12 protein-coding genes and 3 tRNA genes are annotated in these 14,616 nt (G+C 72.4%); 10 read left to right on the top strand and 5 right to left on the bottom strand.

Annotated elements, in window-relative coordinates; genetic code table 11:
- The first annotated feature begins 1 nt into the window (after position 1).
- A complete protein-coding gene (locus J3P32_RS09255; RefSeq protein WP_210439493.1) occupies positions 2–1,354 on the top strand; it encodes a hypothetical protein in 1,353 nt (450 codons plus the stop codon).
- Positions 1,355–1,701: 347 nt separating this feature from the next.
- Here the strand turns inward: J3P32_RS09255 and J3P32_RS09250 are convergent.
- Positions 1,702–1,786, bottom strand: a tRNA-Ser gene (locus tag J3P32_RS09250).
- A 117-nt stretch (positions 1,787–1,903) separates the two neighbouring features.
- On the opposite strand from J3P32_RS09250, the gene J3P32_RS09245 reads away from it, so the two are divergent.
- Together J3P32_RS09245 and J3P32_RS09240 are read left to right on the top strand one after the other, a co-directional pair.
- Positions 1,904–2,365, top strand: coding sequence for a hypothetical protein (locus J3P32_RS09245; RefSeq protein ID WP_210439492.1), 462 nt, complete (start codon positions 1,904–1,906; stop codon positions 2,363–2,365).
- Positions 2,366–2,428: 63 nt separating this feature from the next.
- Positions 2,429–2,519, top strand: a tRNA-Ser gene (locus J3P32_RS09240).
- Between the two features lie 525 nt (positions 2,520–3,044).
- On the opposite strand, the gene J3P32_RS09235 is transcribed toward J3P32_RS09240, so the two are convergent.
- The 3 genes from J3P32_RS09235 to J3P32_RS09225 form a co-directional block, all read right to left on the bottom strand.
- Complete coding sequence (locus J3P32_RS09235; RefSeq protein ID WP_210439491.1) at positions 3,045–4,043, bottom strand: phospholipase D-like domain-containing protein; 999 nt, start codon at positions 4,041–4,043, stop codon at positions 3,045–3,047.
- 84 nt (positions 4,044–4,127) lie between these two features.
- Positions 4,128–5,981, bottom strand: coding sequence for a phosphoenolpyruvate carboxykinase (GTP) (locus J3P32_RS09230; RefSeq protein ID WP_210439490.1), 1,854 nt, complete (start codon positions 5,979–5,981; stop codon positions 4,128–4,130).
- Between the two features lie 242 nt (positions 5,982–6,223).
- Entirely contained in the window at positions 6,224–8,062 is a 1,839-nt protein-coding gene (locus J3P32_RS09225; RefSeq protein WP_210439489.1) for a phosphoenolpyruvate carboxykinase (GTP), read from the bottom strand.
- A gap of 174 nt (positions 8,063–8,236) precedes the next feature.
- On the opposite strand from J3P32_RS09225, the gene J3P32_RS09220 reads away from it, so the two are divergent.
- The 7 genes from J3P32_RS09220 (at position 8,237) to J3P32_RS09190 (ending at position 13,546) form a co-directional block, all read left to right on the top strand.
- Positions 8,237–8,309, top strand: a tRNA-Arg gene (locus tag J3P32_RS09220).
- Positions 8,310–8,458: 149 nt separating this feature from the next.
- Positions 8,459–9,529 (top strand): NADH:flavin oxidoreductase/NADH oxidase, encoded by a 1,071-nt coding sequence (locus tag J3P32_RS09215; RefSeq protein WP_210439488.1) that lies wholly within the window; start codon positions 8,459–8,461, stop codon positions 9,527–9,529.
- A gap of 221 nt (positions 9,530–9,750) precedes the next feature.
- Positions 9,751–10,323, top strand: a complete 573-nt coding sequence (locus J3P32_RS09210) for an alternate-type signal peptide domain-containing protein (RefSeq protein WP_210439487.1) — start codon at positions 9,751–9,753, stop codon at positions 10,321–10,323.
- Positions 10,324–10,356: 33 nt separating this feature from the next.
- Complete coding sequence (locus J3P32_RS09205) at positions 10,357–10,875, top strand: signal peptidase I (protein WP_307861638.1); 519 nt, start codon at positions 10,357–10,359, stop codon at positions 10,873–10,875.
- Positions 10,876–10,897: 22 nt separating this feature from the next.
- A complete protein-coding gene (locus tag J3P32_RS09200) occupies positions 10,898–11,563 on the top strand; it encodes a SipW-dependent-type signal peptide-containing protein (protein WP_210439485.1) in 666 nt (221 codons plus the stop codon).
- Entirely contained in the window at positions 11,560–12,567 is a 1,008-nt protein-coding gene (locus J3P32_RS09195) for a signal peptidase I (protein WP_210439484.1), read from the top strand. The genes J3P32_RS09200 and J3P32_RS09195 overlap by 4 nt, the downstream gene beginning before the upstream one ends.
- Before the next feature lie 130 nt (positions 12,568–12,697).
- The gene (locus J3P32_RS09190) at positions 12,698–13,546 is read left to right on the top strand and encodes a nucleoside hydrolase (RefSeq protein WP_210439483.1); all 849 of its coding nucleotides are present in this window, start codon (positions 12,698–12,700) and stop codon (positions 13,544–13,546) included.
- Here J3P32_RS09190 and speB read toward each other — a convergent pair whose 3' ends face one another.
- Complete coding sequence (gene speB, locus J3P32_RS09185; protein WP_210439482.1) at positions 13,547–14,557, bottom strand: agmatinase; 1,011 nt, start codon at positions 14,555–14,557, stop codon at positions 13,547–13,549. It lies immediately after the preceding gene.
- Positions 14,558–14,616: the final 59 nt, after the last annotated feature.

The raw sequence follows: 14,616 nt of genomic DNA, 5'->3' as shown, positions 1-14,616 counted from the left end.
GATGAGCGACCTCGACGACCTCCGCGCCCACGGCGCCGGCTCGCGCGCGGGTCAGCCCGCCGGGCCGCCGGCCGACTCCTCGGCGTCCGTCGCCGCCGACAAGTACGACCGGATGCTCGCCCTGGCCGACCTGTTCGACGCCGCGGGCAACGAGATGCGCACCCGCGCGCGCCTCGGGACCGAGATCCTCGCCGACGACGACGTGGTCGACACCGGTGAGCTGTCCCGGGCCACCTGGGCGCAGGCGGAGGACGACGTCCGCGCCGCCACCACGGGCAAGCACGGCCTGCTGACCCGGTCGGTCGAGCTCGACGCCGACGCCCTCGTCGTACGCGCCACGGTGCTGACCTACCGCTGGATCGACGAGCTGCAGCAGGCCGCCTACAAGACGCTCGGCTCCATCGCGGGCCGCGCCATCGGCTACCTCGCACCCGAGGTCGCCCTCGGCGGCGCCATCGTGAGCGCCGGGCTCATCGAGACCGACACCCTCGACCGCGACGGCGTGACGGCGTACCTCAGCGAGCTCGCCGAGAACAACCCCGACCTCATGGACCACCTGTCCGGTGGCGGCGGGCTGCTCGACGGCCTCCACATGCGCTCGCTGCTCACCGCCGGCGTGCTCGGCTCCGACCGGGGCTCCCACGCCGCCCGCGGCGGGCTCCGCGCGATCGGCGTGGACCCGTTCCCCACCGACGCGGTCTCCGCGTTCCGCGACTCCGCGGGCTCCTTCGTCGAGGTCGACGAGCCGGGGACCGAGGCCGGTACGTCGGCGGGCGACGCCCCGCGCACGCTCGAGGAGCTGATCGGCAACCTGCTCGCCGAGGACCGCAGGGTCAGCGTGCAGCGGGTGGGCGCCGGCCGCTACATCGCCTACCTGCCGGGCCCGCTCGGCAACGAGTCCGGCCGGCTGCGCCTCGTGGGAGCCGATCCGACCACCGCTGTCGGCCAGGTGGTCCGCGCGATCGAGAAGGCCGTCACCGACGACGACGCCCGCGTGATGCTGGTGGGGTCCGCCTCCGGGGGGACGATCGCTGCCGAGATCGCGGCGACCGCCGTCTCGTCGCGCTTCGTCGTCGACCAGGTCGTCACCGCCGGCGCCCCGTCGGCGCAGGTGCCGCGGATCCCCGAGTCCACCCGCGTGCTCTCGCTGGAGGACCGCTCCGACCCGGTGGCGCTGCTCGGCTCGCTGATCAACGCGTCGTCCGCCAACCGGCTCACGGTGGTCTTCGACGGCAGCGGCGCGGACGGCACGCCGCTCTACCTCGCGGGCGCCCGGGCCGCCGACAGCGCCGAGCATCCCGAGCTGCGGGCGGAGATCGGCCGGATGCAGGACCTCGGCTTCCTCGCCGGCTGACGCCCCTCGCCTTCTCGCCGCTGCGGCTCGTCCGCGCCCTCCCCTGGCCGCCGCCGCCGCTCTGCGTCATACCGATCCGCACCTATACGTCCCGCTCCGTATGACGTACGGAGCTCGGGCCGACGCTCGGGCCGCGCTGCGTCATACCGAGCCGCACCCATACGTCCCGTTCCGTATGACGCAAAAGGCGCCACCGCCGGTTGGGCCGCCCTGCGTCATACCAATCCGCGCCGATACGTCCGGCTTCGTATGACGCACGGGTCCAGCGGAGGCTTCGCTCCGCTCGCATCCGCAGCCGCCTGCCCGGCCATGCCCCCTCAGCGGAGGCTTCGCTCCGCTCGCATCCGCAGAGGGGGCGGGATTCGAACCCGCGGTAGGTCTCCCTACGACCGCTTTCAAGGCGGTTCCGATCGGCCGCTCCGGCACCCCTCCTCGTGCCACGCCGCGGCGCCGCACACCGCCGGACTCTACCCAACCGGTCCGGCGCGGGCAGCCGGCCGGCCGACCCGAGCGCGGGCCGTACGTCGCTCCCGTGGTGGAATTCGAGGCGTGCCGACCGACCCTGCCACCGTCCACCGCCTCGCCCCCGCCGTCGCGGCGCGCCTGCTGGGCGTCGTGCTGTGCGCGGTGGCCGTGCTGATCCTCGTCAGCACCGTGGTGATCGCCGTCGCCGACCTGCACACCGTCTTCCTGCTCGTGCCGGTCGTGCTGACCTTCCTGCTCCTGCTCGCCGCATGGTGGACCTGGCGGCAGAAGGGCTGGGTCGTCCGGCTGACCGAGGAGGGCTACCGCGTGCAGTGGGTCCGCGGCGTGGGTGTCGCCTCGGCCCGCTGGCGCGACGTCGAGGACGCGGTCACCACCACCGTCGCCGGCTCGCCCGTGGTCGTGCTGCGCCTGCGCGACGGCCGGACGACGACCATCCCGGTCGAGGTGCTCGCGATCGACCGCGAGGCCTTCGTCCGGGACGTCCAGGACCACCTCCAGCGCGGGCACGGCCTCCGCAAGTGGTGACCTGATTCGGCGCGGGAGCGTCGATCCTTGTAACCTTCTGTGCGCCCGGCCCCGGTCGGGCATGGAGGCGTCGCCTAGTCCGGTCTATGGCGCCCGCCTGCTAAGCGGGTTTGGGGCTAAAACCCCATCGAGGGTTCAAATCCCTCCGCCTCCGCCGATCGGCCCCCTCTTTCAGAGGGGGCCGTTCGCGTGCGCCGTCCGTTACCTTCTTGCAGGATCCTGCAATGCACAGATCTGCAACCGCCGCGAGGGGACGTCCTCGCGGACGGTGGGAGAGAATGGTCCGGTCATCCCCCTGTGACACGTGATATTCGAGGTGAAGAGCAATGACCCCAGTACGCCGCATCGCCGCCGCTGCCATCGTGGCAGTCCTCGGTTTCGGAGTCGTCGGCATCGGGGCCGGCCCTGCCAACGCAGACACCACGTGGGGCGGAAAGGCCAAGGCCCCCACGAGCATCGACACCACCTGGGGGGGAAAGATCAAGGCCCCCCGCTGACACGAGCCGTGCCATGATGGGCACGTAACAAGAGAGCTGGGACACGGACCCCTCAACCCCCCACGAGTTCTGGTCCGACGGCCTCCCCCACAGGCCCGTCCCGGCACCGAGGGCAGCACTTCACCGAGGTGCTGCCCTCGTCTCTGTCCCGGCTCGAGGGAACCTGCTCCGGCGCGCTCGGGTCAGCGAGCCGGCTCGTCGTCCTCGCGCCCCGAGATGCCGCGCTTGCCCATCTCGTAGCCGAGCTGGAAGCGCGTCTCGACCTCGAACTCGTTCTTGAGGTCGGCCACGTAGGCGGCGTACGTGCGGGGGCTGACGCCCAGGCGCTTGGCGCCGGCGGGATCCGCGCGACCCTCGAGCAGCATCCGGATCGTCATCGCGCGCTGCTCGGCGGCGATGTCGCGCATGAGGGAGCTCTCGCTGTTGGTGAAGGGCCGCGCGCGCTCCCAGTGCCGCTCGAACATGTCGACGAGGTAGCCGACCATCGACGGCTCGTTGATGAGCATCGCCGTGGTCAGGCCCTCGTGGCTGGGGATCAGGGCGATCCGCCGGTCGACCACGATCAAGCGGTTGAAGAACTCGTCGAGGGTGCGCACCTCGGCACCGGCCGCCGTCACGGCGGCGACGTACTTGCGGGTGTCCGCTCCGCGTCGGGCGGCGTGCTGGTAGAGCGTGCGCATCTTGACCCCGCGCTTGAGCGCGGCGATCTCACGGGCGCCCGCCGCCCCGAGCTGCTTGACCCCGCGACGGTCCTGGGGCTGGGCGGTGAGCAGCTCGACCTCGGCGTCGCTCACCAGCGAGGCGAGGAAGTTGCCGATCGTGGCGAGGCCCCGGATCTCCGCGAAGGGACCGCCCACCGCGTGGGGCGAGCGGCGCCAGGCGTGGGTCAGGGTGCTGAAGGCCTGTGCCCAGTGGGCCGACTCGGCGATCAGCTCGGCGCCCTGCTGGCCCAGGGGCGCGACCACCTGCGCCTGGACGGCGGCCGGGTCCACGGCGCGCCACTGGTCGTCGTCCTCGGCCACCAGCCCGACGTCGACGAGGAGCTCGAACGCCCGGTGCAGCTCACCGCCCTCGAGGATGCGCTCGTCGGTGCGGCTGATGCCTCCGGAGCTCACGATCTCCTCGTAGAGGGGCGACGACTGCTCCTCGAAGAGGATGCGCTCCTGCGGCCCCAAGGGCATGGCCCACCTCCACTAGACCTCGTCCCGTGGGGAGGAATGGTGCCACACCCCTCCCCACGTGGCTGGGGACGACGGACCGAGCCGTCAGGCGTCCAGGCGTGCCTTGAGTGTGTCGAGCTCGCTCCAGAGCACGGCCGGCAGGTCGTCGCCGAACCTGGCGAACCACTCCTCGATCTGCGGGATCTCGGCCTTCCACTCCTCGGGGTCCACCGCGAGGGCCTGCGCGAGCTGCTCCTCGGTGACGTCGAGGCCGTCGATGTCGAGGGAGCCCGGGGCCGGCACGTGGCCGATGGGCGTCTCGACCGCCGCCGCATGACCGTCGATGCGCTCGATGACCCACTTGAGCACGCGGCTGTTCTCGCCGAAGCCGGGCCACAGGAAGTCGCCGTCCTCGCCGCGGCGGAACCAGTTGACGTAGAAGATCTTCGGCAGCTTCGCGGCGTCGTGGTCCTTGCCCATGCCGATCCAGTGCCCGAAGTAGTCACCGGCGTTGTAGCCGATGAACGGCAGCATCGCCATGGGGTCGCGGCGGACCACGCCCACCGCGCCGACGGCCGCAGCGGTGGTCTCCGAGGACAGGGTGGCACCCATGAAGGTGCCGTGGTTCCAGTCGCGGGCCTCGGTCACCAGCGGAATCGTGGTCTTGCGGCGACCGCCGAAGAGGATCGCGTCGATCGGCACGCCACGCGGGTCGTCGTACTCGTCGGCGAGGATCGAGCACTGCTTGATCGGGGTGCAGTAGCGGCTGTTGGGGTGGCTGGAGAGCTCGCCCGACTCGGGGGTCCACGGCTCGCCCTTCCAGCTGGTCGCCTCGGCGGGGGTGTTCTCCAGGCCCTCCCACCACACGTTGCCGTCGGGGGTCAGCGCGACGTTGGTGAACACCGAGTTGCCCTTGCGGATGGTCTCCATCGCGTGTGGGTTGGTGTGCTCGTTGGTGCCCGGCGCGACGCCGAAGAAGCCGAACTCCGGGTTGACCGCCCACAGCCGCCCGTCCTCGCCGATGCGCATCCAGGCGATGTCGTCACCGATGGCCTCGACCGTCCAGCCGGGGATCGTCGGCTTGAGCATCGCGAGGTTGGTCTTGCCGCACGCGCTCGGGAACGCCGCGGCGACGTACTTGGTCACGCCCTGCGGCGAGGTGAGCTTGAGGATGAGCATGTGCTCGGCCAGCCAGCCCTCGTCGCGCGCCATGACCGACGCGATCCGCAGGGCGTAGCACTTCTTGCCCAGGAGCGCGTTGCCGCCGTAGCCGGAGCCGAAGCTCCAGATCATCCGCTCCTCGGGAAACTGCACGATGTACTTGGTGTCGTTGCACGGCCACGCGACGTCGTCCTGGCCGGGCTCGAGCGGCATCCCGACGGAGTGCAGCGCAGGCACCCACCTCGGGTCCTCCCCCCGGGCCTCGAGCTCCTCGATGCGACGCAGCACGTCGGTGCCCATGCGGGCCATGACGCGCATCGAGACGGTGACGTACGCCGAGTCGGTGACCTCCACGCCGAACATCGGCTGCTCGGCCTCGAGGTGGCCCATCACGAACGGGATGACGTACATCGTGCGACCCCGCATGCACCCGGCGTACAGCCCGCGCATGAGGTCCTTCATCTTCGCCGGGTCCATCCAGTTGTTCGTGGGACCGGCGTCGCGCTCGTCGACCGAGCAGATGTAGGTGCGGTCCTCGACGCGTGCCACGTCGGTCGGGTCGGAGGCGGCGTGGAACGAGTTGGGCATCACCTCGGGGTTCAGCCGGGTGAACGTCCCGGTCGCCTCCAGGGCCGCGGTGAGCCGCTCCCACTCCTCGTCCGAGCCGGTGCACCAGTGGATGGCGTCGGGCTGGGTGAGCTCGGCGACCTCGCTGACCCAGGCCAGGATGCCCTGGTGGGTCGTCGGCGGCTCGGCGTCATTCATCGTGGGCGTCTGCGGGTCGATCGTTGCTGTCATGACCGTTTCCTTCAGCGTGCGGAGCGTCTGGTTCGCGCGGCCTCGTTGTCGGCGACTTGCGGGGAAACTAGCCCTCCGCCCGGTGTCCACATATTGGATCGATCACAGGGTTGTGACCTGTGTCTCGCCCCTCATCCGTTGAGTCGTTTCAGCACGCCTGAGGCCCTCCGGACGCACGAAACCCCCGTCCCGGCGGGGGTTTCGCGACGGTGCCGGGATGTGCCTCGCGGCCCCGGCGGGGCTCAGTCCTCCTGCTCGAGGTCGGCGGCGACACGTCGGTGCGCCTCCCAGATCTCCTCCGGCATCCGCTCGAACTGCGACAGGTGCTCCTCCCGGAAGCCCATCTCCTGCTGCCAGCGAGCCTTGTCGATGCTGAGGATCCGCTCGAGGTGCTCCGCGGGCACGTCCAGGCCGCGGAGGTCGAGCTCCTCCTCGGTCGGCAGGATGCCGACGGCGGTCCGCCGCCCCTGGACCTCGCCGGCCTTGAGCTGCAGCAGCCACAGCAGCGGCCGCAGGTTCTCGCGGTAGCCCGGCCACAGGAAGTGGCCGTCCTCGGGGTCGCGCTGGAACCAGTTGACGTGGGCGAAGATCGGCTGCTCGGCGGCCGCGCCCACCACGTCGAGGTAGTGGCGCGCGTAGTCGCCCTCGCCGTAGGCCATGAAGGGGCGGTTGGACATCGGGTCGTAGCGCAGCTGTCCGTCGACGCCCTCGGCGGCGAACGTGGCCTCGGCGCCGAGCGTGAGACCGTCGTAGACGCCCTCGGCGAGGTCGGTGATCGCACGGATCAGCGGTTCGCGGTCGCGGGTGCGTCCGCCGAAGATGATCGCGTCGATCGGCACGCCCGCCGGCTCGTCGTAGTCGGGCGCGATGTTGGGGACGTTGGCCAGGGTGGTGGTGAAGCGGCTGTTGGGGTGCGCCCAGGCGGCGGTGTCGTCGTCCTTGCGGTCGGCCAGCGGGGATCCGGTCCAGTCGAGCCAGCCCCGCACGTCGGCCGGCGGCCGCGGCGTCTTGCCCTCCCACCACACCTCGCCGGTCGTGGGGTTGTAGGCGACGTTGGTGAAGATCGCCTGCGAGCCCTCGCCGATGGAGTGCAGGGCGTTGGGGTTGGTCACCTCGTTGGTGTCCTTGGCGACGCCGAACACGCCGTACTCCGGGTTCATCCCCATGAGCCGGCCGGACTCCTCGTCGACCCACAGCCAGGCGATGTCGTCGCCGTAGAAGGACACGTGGTAGCGGTCGCCGAGGGCGTCGGGAGCCGCCATCATCGCGAGGTTCGTCTTGCCCGACGCGCTCGGGAAGCCGCCGCAGACGTGCCAGGTCCTCCCGGTTTGCTTGTCGTGGATGCCGATGAGCATGTACTGCTCGGCGAGGAACTTCCTGCTGGCCCAGCCGTCGTACGCCCCCTGCCGCAGGCCGTGGGCGATCTTGCCGAGCAGCGCGTTGCCGCCGTAGGACGAGCCGTAGTGGAGGATCGTGCGCTCGTCGGCGACGGTGACGAACCAGCGCTGGTCGTCGGCCGTGCCCTGGCCGAGGTGCTCGAGGTCGCCGGTGACGTGCACGGCGCGGACGAACGAGTCGGGGTCGTCGAGGTCGTTGACGAACTGCACGCCGACGCGGGACATGCGGATCATGTGCAGCACCACGGTGCGGGTGTCGGTGAGCTCGACGCCGGCGGCCCACGGCTCCAGGACGTTGCCGGCCGGAGCCATGAGGTAGGGGATGACGTACATCGTCTTGCCCTCGGAGGCGCCGCGCATCCGGTCGTGCAGCAGCGGCTTCATCTCCGAGGCCGGACGCCAGTTGTTGTAGACGCCGCGGTCCTTCTCGTCGCTGGTCGCGACGACCGTGCGCTCCTCCGAGCGCGCGGTGTCCTTGTGGTAGCTGCGCGAGTAGTACCGGCCCTCGCCCGCGCGCTGGAGCTCGCCGGCCTCGACCGCCTCCTCGAGCAGTCGGGCGTCGTCCGAGGCGTTGACCACCTCGATCCGCGCCGCCCCGGTGAGCTCGGCGTACTCCTTGACGAACTCGCGGACCCGGGGGTTCGTGAGCCCGGCCTCGTCCATGACTGCCTCGAGATCTGCCATCGCGCTACCTCTCAGTCTGCGGCGGGTGCGGACCGCCGCGTGTGCGGGTGCTAGGCACCATAAGGCACCGCCACGGGGTCGGGACCGGTCCTTCGGACGTGCTGATTTCGCTCGTCCGGAGTACGTCGGCTATCCTCGACCAGTCCTCGCGGGCCGCACGGTTCGCGCAGACGGGCGCCTGTAGCTCAACGGATAGAGCATCTGACTACGGATCAGAAGGTTTGGGGTTCGAATCCCTACAGGCGCGCAAGACATCAAGCCGCAGGTCAGCGAAGCTGCCTGCGGCTTCGTCCATCTCCCGACTGCACGCCGCGCGTCGTCGACCGGCCGCCGGCAGCGCTCGTGATCTCGCCCACTGCGCGGAATCGATGAGGGGTCGAGCACCTTGACGATGGCATGAGCCTGCTGTTCTCCCCCATCACCCTCCGTGACGTCACGATCCGCAACCGGGCGTGGGTGGCGCCCATGTGCCAGTACTCGGCCGTCGACGGCGTCCCCGGCGACTGGCACCTGGTCCACCTCGGCTCGTTCGCCCGTGGCGGGGCGGGCCTGGTGCTCGCGGAGGCGACGGCGGTCGTCCCGGAGGGACGCATCACCCCCGACGACACCGGCCTGTGGAACGACGAGCAGCAGGCGGCATGGTCGCGGATCGTCGACTTCCTGCACAGCCAGGGCGCGACCGCCGGCGTCCAACTCGCCCACGCGGGTCGCAAGGCGTCGACGTACTCCGGGTTCGACGGCAGGAGGGGCGGCGTGCCGGACTCCGACGGCGGCTGGCGTCCCGTCGGCCCGTCGGCCGCCCCCTACCCCGGCCTCCGCGACGACCCCGAGCCGCTCGACCGTGCCGGCATCCGCAGGGTGGTCGAGGCCTTCGCGGACGCCGCCGGCCGCGCCGTGGCCGCGGGCTTCGACGTGGTGGAGGTGCACGCCGCACACGGCTACCTGCTGCACGAGTTCCTGTCGCCCGTGTCGAACCTCCGCGACGACGAGTACGGCGGGTCCTTCGAGAACCGCGTCCGGCTCGTGCTCGAGGTGACCCGGGCGGTACGCGACCGCGTGGGCGCCGGCGTGCCGCTCCTCGTCCGGGTCTCCGCCACGGACTGGGTCGAGGGCGGCTGGACCGCGGACGAGACGGTGCGCCTGGCGGCCGTGCTGCGCGAGGAGGGCGTGGACCTCGTCGACACCTCGACCGGCGGCAACGTCGCCGCCGACATCCCGGTGGAGCCGGGCTACCAGGTGCCGTTCGCCCGTCGGATCCGCACCGAGGCCGAGGTCCCCACCGGCGCCGTGGGCCTGATCGTCGAGCCCAAGCACGCGGAGGAGATCCTGGCCGAGGGCTCGGCCGACGTCGTCCTGCTGGGTCGGGAGCTGCTCCGCGACCCGCACTGGCCGCTCCGGGCCGCCCACGAGCTGGGCGAGACCGACCACGACCTGTGGCCGGTGCAGTACCTGCGAGCCGCTCGGTAGGGCCGGCGCGCCCGACCCCCGGGGCCCACCCCTTGCGGCTGACCCGCGCGGAAGGGACGCATGACCCGTCCGCCGACCGGGCCCACGCAGGCGGGTGGTTCGCGCTGGCCCAGTCGGGTGATATCGACCCTGTTTGCTCACCGAGGCGTAACCGTTCAGGTTCCACTTCGTTGCCGTCGACCCCCGTCGGCGATCCGTAATCCACACCACGGGAGCAACAGATGCACAAGAACACCAAGGCCGCCCTCGCGGTCACCACGGCCTCGGTCCTGCTGATCGGCGGAGCCGGGACACTGGCGTCCTGGAACGACAGCGAGTCGGTGAGCGGCGGTGACATCAGGTCCGGCACGCTCAGCCTCGTCCAAGCGGAGGGCCAGGGCTGCGGCGACTGGATCCTCGACGCCGCGGGCGGTGGCGAGGTCTTCTCGCCCGGATCCACCCTCCTCGTGCCGGGCGACGTCATCACCCGGACGTGCACCTACACCGTGAACGCGTCTGGCGCGCACCTCAAGGCCACGGCGGGACTCGGCACGCCGAAGTTCGCCGCCGCAAGCGACGCCGACCTCGTCAAGCAGCTCAAGCCGAGCGCCGTCTACACCCTCGGCGCCGCAGGTGCTGGAACCGCTGCTGCGCCGCTCGCGGACGGAGGCGCCATCACCAGTGCCGACAACGGGAAGGTGCTGACCGCTGTCGTCAGCGTGACGTTCGACGCCGCCACTGCGGGCACGACCGCCCAGGGCGTCACGGCGACGCTCGACGCGCTGACGGTCTCGCTGAGCCAGCAGCACGCCTGATCGTCGATGTCGGTCCTCAGGCGGGCGTGGCGCGTGACCACGTTGGCGGTGCTGCTCGCCGCCGGCGCGGCGATGGCCCTCGCGGTCGTCGTGCCGCGCCTGGCGGGGGCCGTGCCCTACACGGTGCTGACCAGCTCCATGGAACCGACGATGCCTCCCGGCACCCTCGTCGTCGTACGTCCCACCGAGCCCGAGGACATCGGGGTCGGCTCGGTCATCACCTACCAGCTGGACTCCGGTGAGCCGACGGTGGTCACCCACCGGGTCGTCAGCCAGGGCGTCGACGCCGAGGGTGAGCCCGTGTTTCAGACCCGCGGGGACGCGAACGCCGTGCCCGACCGGCGCTGGGTGCGGCCGGTGCAGGTCAGGGGCGAGGAGTGGTACGCCGTGCCGTGGCTCGGCTTCGCAGGTCAGCTGCTGACCGCGGAGGCACGCCAGGCCGGGACCCGCCTCGTCGCCGCCGCGCTGCTCGTCTACGCGGCCGTGCTGCTGAGGTCGGGGTTGCGCGCGCGGCGCCCGGCCCGCGACGACGTCAGGGCACAGCATGTCTAGGCCCAGCATGTCTAGGCGCAGCATGTCCAGGCACAGCATGTCTAGGCGCGCCACGCCGTGGCTCCCCCGCCGGGACGCTGCGGCGCCCACCGGCGGGCCGGGGCGTCCCTCGACGCGGACGGCGGGCCGCACCTCCGCGCGGGTCCGAGCCCTCCTGGGCCTGGGGACGGTGCTCGTCCTCGCCACGCCCGGCACGTACGCGCACTGGACCGACGAGGTCGAGGTCGCGGGCACCACCGTCACCGCGGGCACGCTCGACCTCCGCGTGGACGGCCAGGACCAGGTCGCCGGCTACACCGCGCTGGACCTGTCAGCGATGGTCCCGGGGAGCTCGACGGCCGCCGTGCTGACCGTCAGGAACACCGGGACGGCGCCCCTGAGGTACACGGCCGCCACGTCCGCCACGAACCCCGACGGCAAGGGGCTCGCCGGCGCGCTGGCGGTCAAGGTCACCGGCGACACGGCGACCACCGGTGTCGCTCCCGCCGCCACCTGTCCCGGCCCGGCATGGTCCGGCACCGCCGCCACCCTCGACGGCCCCCTGATCGCGAGCGGCAGGCTGCTCGCCCCGGGCGGGTCCGAGCGGGTCTGCGTGCAGGTCACGATGCCGTCGACCGCGGCGGCCGCCCTCCAGGGCGCGACCACGTCCGTGCGCATCACCGTCCACGGCACCTCGGACGTGTCGTGACGCGCGCCCGCCACGCCCTGCTGACCGCGTCAGCGGTCCTGGGCTGCCTCTGCCTGCTCGCCACGGTGTGCGCGCTCGCGTTCGACGTCCGTCCGATGGTCTTCCGCTCGGGGTCGATGTCTCCGACCATCCCCACCGGCGCGCTGGCGTGGGTGCACCGGATCGACGCCGCCGACATCGCCGCCGGCGACGTGGTCGCCGTGACCACGACGAACGGGGCTCGGGTCACCCACCGCGTCGTCGGCGCGGCCCTCGAGGGGGACGTCGCGACGCTGCGGCTGCAGGGCGACGCCAACCGCGTGCCGGACCCCCAGCCGTACCACGTCACCGCAGCCGAGCGCGTCGTGCTCGCCGTGCCGTGGCTCGGGTACGCCCTGGGCTGGCTCGGGACCGGGGCGGGACGCTTCGCGCTCCTCCTCTACGGGGCGTACCTGCTGCACGTGGCGCTCCGCCCGTCTGCGGGGCACCCCGTCGACGCCGTCCGGGTCGCGTCGCCGGGTCCTCACCCTCGCGCGGACGCGCGGCGCGGGCGGCGTGGACCACTGCGCGTACTCACGCTCGCCGTGCTGCTGATCGCCGGCGCAGCGACCGGCGTCACCCACAGCGCCCCGGGGTGGGCGTCGTGGATCGACACCGTGGCTCTGAGCGGCACCTCGCTGCGCGCGCACGCGGTCCTGCCTCCCCCGTCCGTGAGCTGCGCGGGTGGCGGCCTGCTGGAGGCGCTGACGTACTCGTGGCCGGACCAGGACCCGCGCTACGGCTACCGCGTGCGGCTCACCGACGCCCAGGGGATGCTCCACGGCGCGGACCGCGTGGTGGCGCCGAGGACGGGAACGACGACGTACAGCGTGGCGTATGCGGCTGCCGACCTCCCCCTCGGCGGCTTCACGGTCCGCGTCAGCGCCTTCCTGGCGGACTCGCCGTCGTGGGCCTCGTCGACCGGGACCGTCGCCACCGGCCGCAAGTCGCTGCTGGGGCTGGGGCTGACCACGACCTGCTCCTGATCCGACCGTCGAGGCGTCTCGCCCCCCGCGACAGCGCGAGGGACCGTCGCACCGGAGGAGTCGTGGTCGACCGGCTCGACGCCCGCGCCTCGTCGTACCGCACTCGCCCGACGCGGCCTAGCCTGCCGTCATGACCGATCGGGCAGCGCCGAGGCGCGTCGTCCTCGACGTCGACACCGGCATCGACGACGCGCTGGCGCTGCTGTACGCCGTCGCGAGCCCGGCGCTCGAGCTGTGCGCGGTGACCACCGTGGCGGGCAACGTGCCGGTCGAGGTGGCTGCCCGCAACTCGGCGGCCGTGCTCTCCCACGCCGGTGCGGCCGACGTGCCGGTGGTCGTGGGCGCCCCGCGCACGACGACGGGCGCCGGGCCGCGGAGCGGACCCACCAACCACGGACCCGACGGGTTGGGCGGCGTTCGCGTGCCGCCCGGTCCCCGCCCGGCGCGGACGAGCGTGCGCGACCTGGTGGCCGAGGCCGCCGCGAACGCCGCGGTCACGCTCGTGGGGCTCGCACCGCTCACGAACGTCGCCGACCTCGCGCCGCTCGCCGAGCGGCTGGTCGCGGTGGCCGGCGAGCTGGTGCCCGAGGACCCGCCGGAGTTCAACGCCGCCCACGACGTCGACGCCACCGCCCGGGTGCTCGCCGCGGGTCGGCCGACGACCCTCTACGTCGCCGACGTCTTCGAGCAGGTCTCGGTCACCCCGGCCGACGTGGATCGACTGAGGTCGTCCGACCGGCCGGCGGCGCGGCTGGCCGGCGAGCTGCTCGCGGTGCGCCGGGGACACCTGGTCGGCGACGCCGGCGCGCTCGTCCTGCTGACGCACCCGCAGCTGTTCCGGGTCGAGCCGCGGCCGATGGCCCTCGCCGGCCGAGCGCTCACCGAGGTGCCCGGGGGCCGCCTGCTCGACGTGGTCGTCGACGTCGACGCCGCGTCGGTCGCGCGGGCGTACGTCGACACGCTGCTGGCGGTGCGCTGATCAGCGGTCCAGCAGCGGGCGCCCCGGGTCCCAGGTCGTGCCGTCGCGCTCGTCCTGCCGTCGGCGGGCGATCGCCGAGAGCGCCTCGAGGACGACCCTGTTGGCGAGGGCCGCGGTGATGTCGGCGTGGTCGTAGGGCGGGCTGACCTCGACCACGTCGACGCCGACGACCGGCAGCTCGAGACAGATGCGGCGCACCGAGTCGAGCAGCTGGCGAGCCGACAGCCCGCCGGGCTCCGGCGTACCCGTGCCGGGCGCGTGCCCGGGGTCGCAGACGTCGATGTCGACGGAGAGGAAGACGCCCTCGCACTCGTCGGTCGCGATCGCGAAGGCCTCGGTGAGGCACTCCTCGAGGCCGCGGTGGACGATCTCGGTCATCTCGTAGGACCGCATCCGCTCGGCGGCCATCCAGTCCAGCGTCTCGGGTCCGGGCCAGTAGCCGCGGAGGCCGACCTGGAGGAAGCGGTCGCCGCGAAGCGCGCCGGACTCGATGAGCCGGCGCATCGGCTGGCCGTGGCCCCACAGCGAGCCGAACTCGATGTCGCCGGTGTCGGCGTGGGCGTCGAAGTGGATCATCGAGACCCGCCCGTGCCCGAGGACGTTCGCCACGCCCTTGGCGTCGGGGTAGGCGATCGAGTGGTCGCCGCCCAGCACGACCGGGATCGCACCGGCGCGCGCCACCTTCTCGACGGCGGCCTCCAGGGCGGGGAGGGCGACCTCGATGTCGCCGGAGTACATCTCGACGTCGCCCGCGTCGTAGACCACGAGGTCACGCAGCGCGTCGGTGCGCAGGGCCAGCGACGGCCGGGAGCCGTCGTGCGGCAGGTAGTCGGTCATCCGGATCGCCTGCGGCCCGAAGCGCGTGCCCGGCCGGTGCGACGTACCCCCGTCGAACGGCGCGCCGACGATGACGACGTCCGCGTCGGCGTACGTCGCCTCTTCGTCGAGGTCGCACGCGGGCACGCCGAGGAAGGTGATGTCGGGGCCGAACTGAGCGCCGTAGCGGGTCATGGCCCGACTCTAGGGCCGTCCGGCCGTCGGGGTGCTCGGTCGGGTGCTCCTCGCGGGAC

Origin of the sequence: Nocardioides xinjiangensis (assembly GCF_017916385.1) — a bacterium.
GTDB classification, from domain to species: Bacteria; Actinomycetota; Actinomycetes; order Propionibacteriales; family Nocardioidaceae; genus Nocardioides; species Nocardioides xinjiangensis.
Note: the sequence above shows the minus strand (reverse complement) of the source record. Positions and strands in the feature narration are given on the sequence as shown.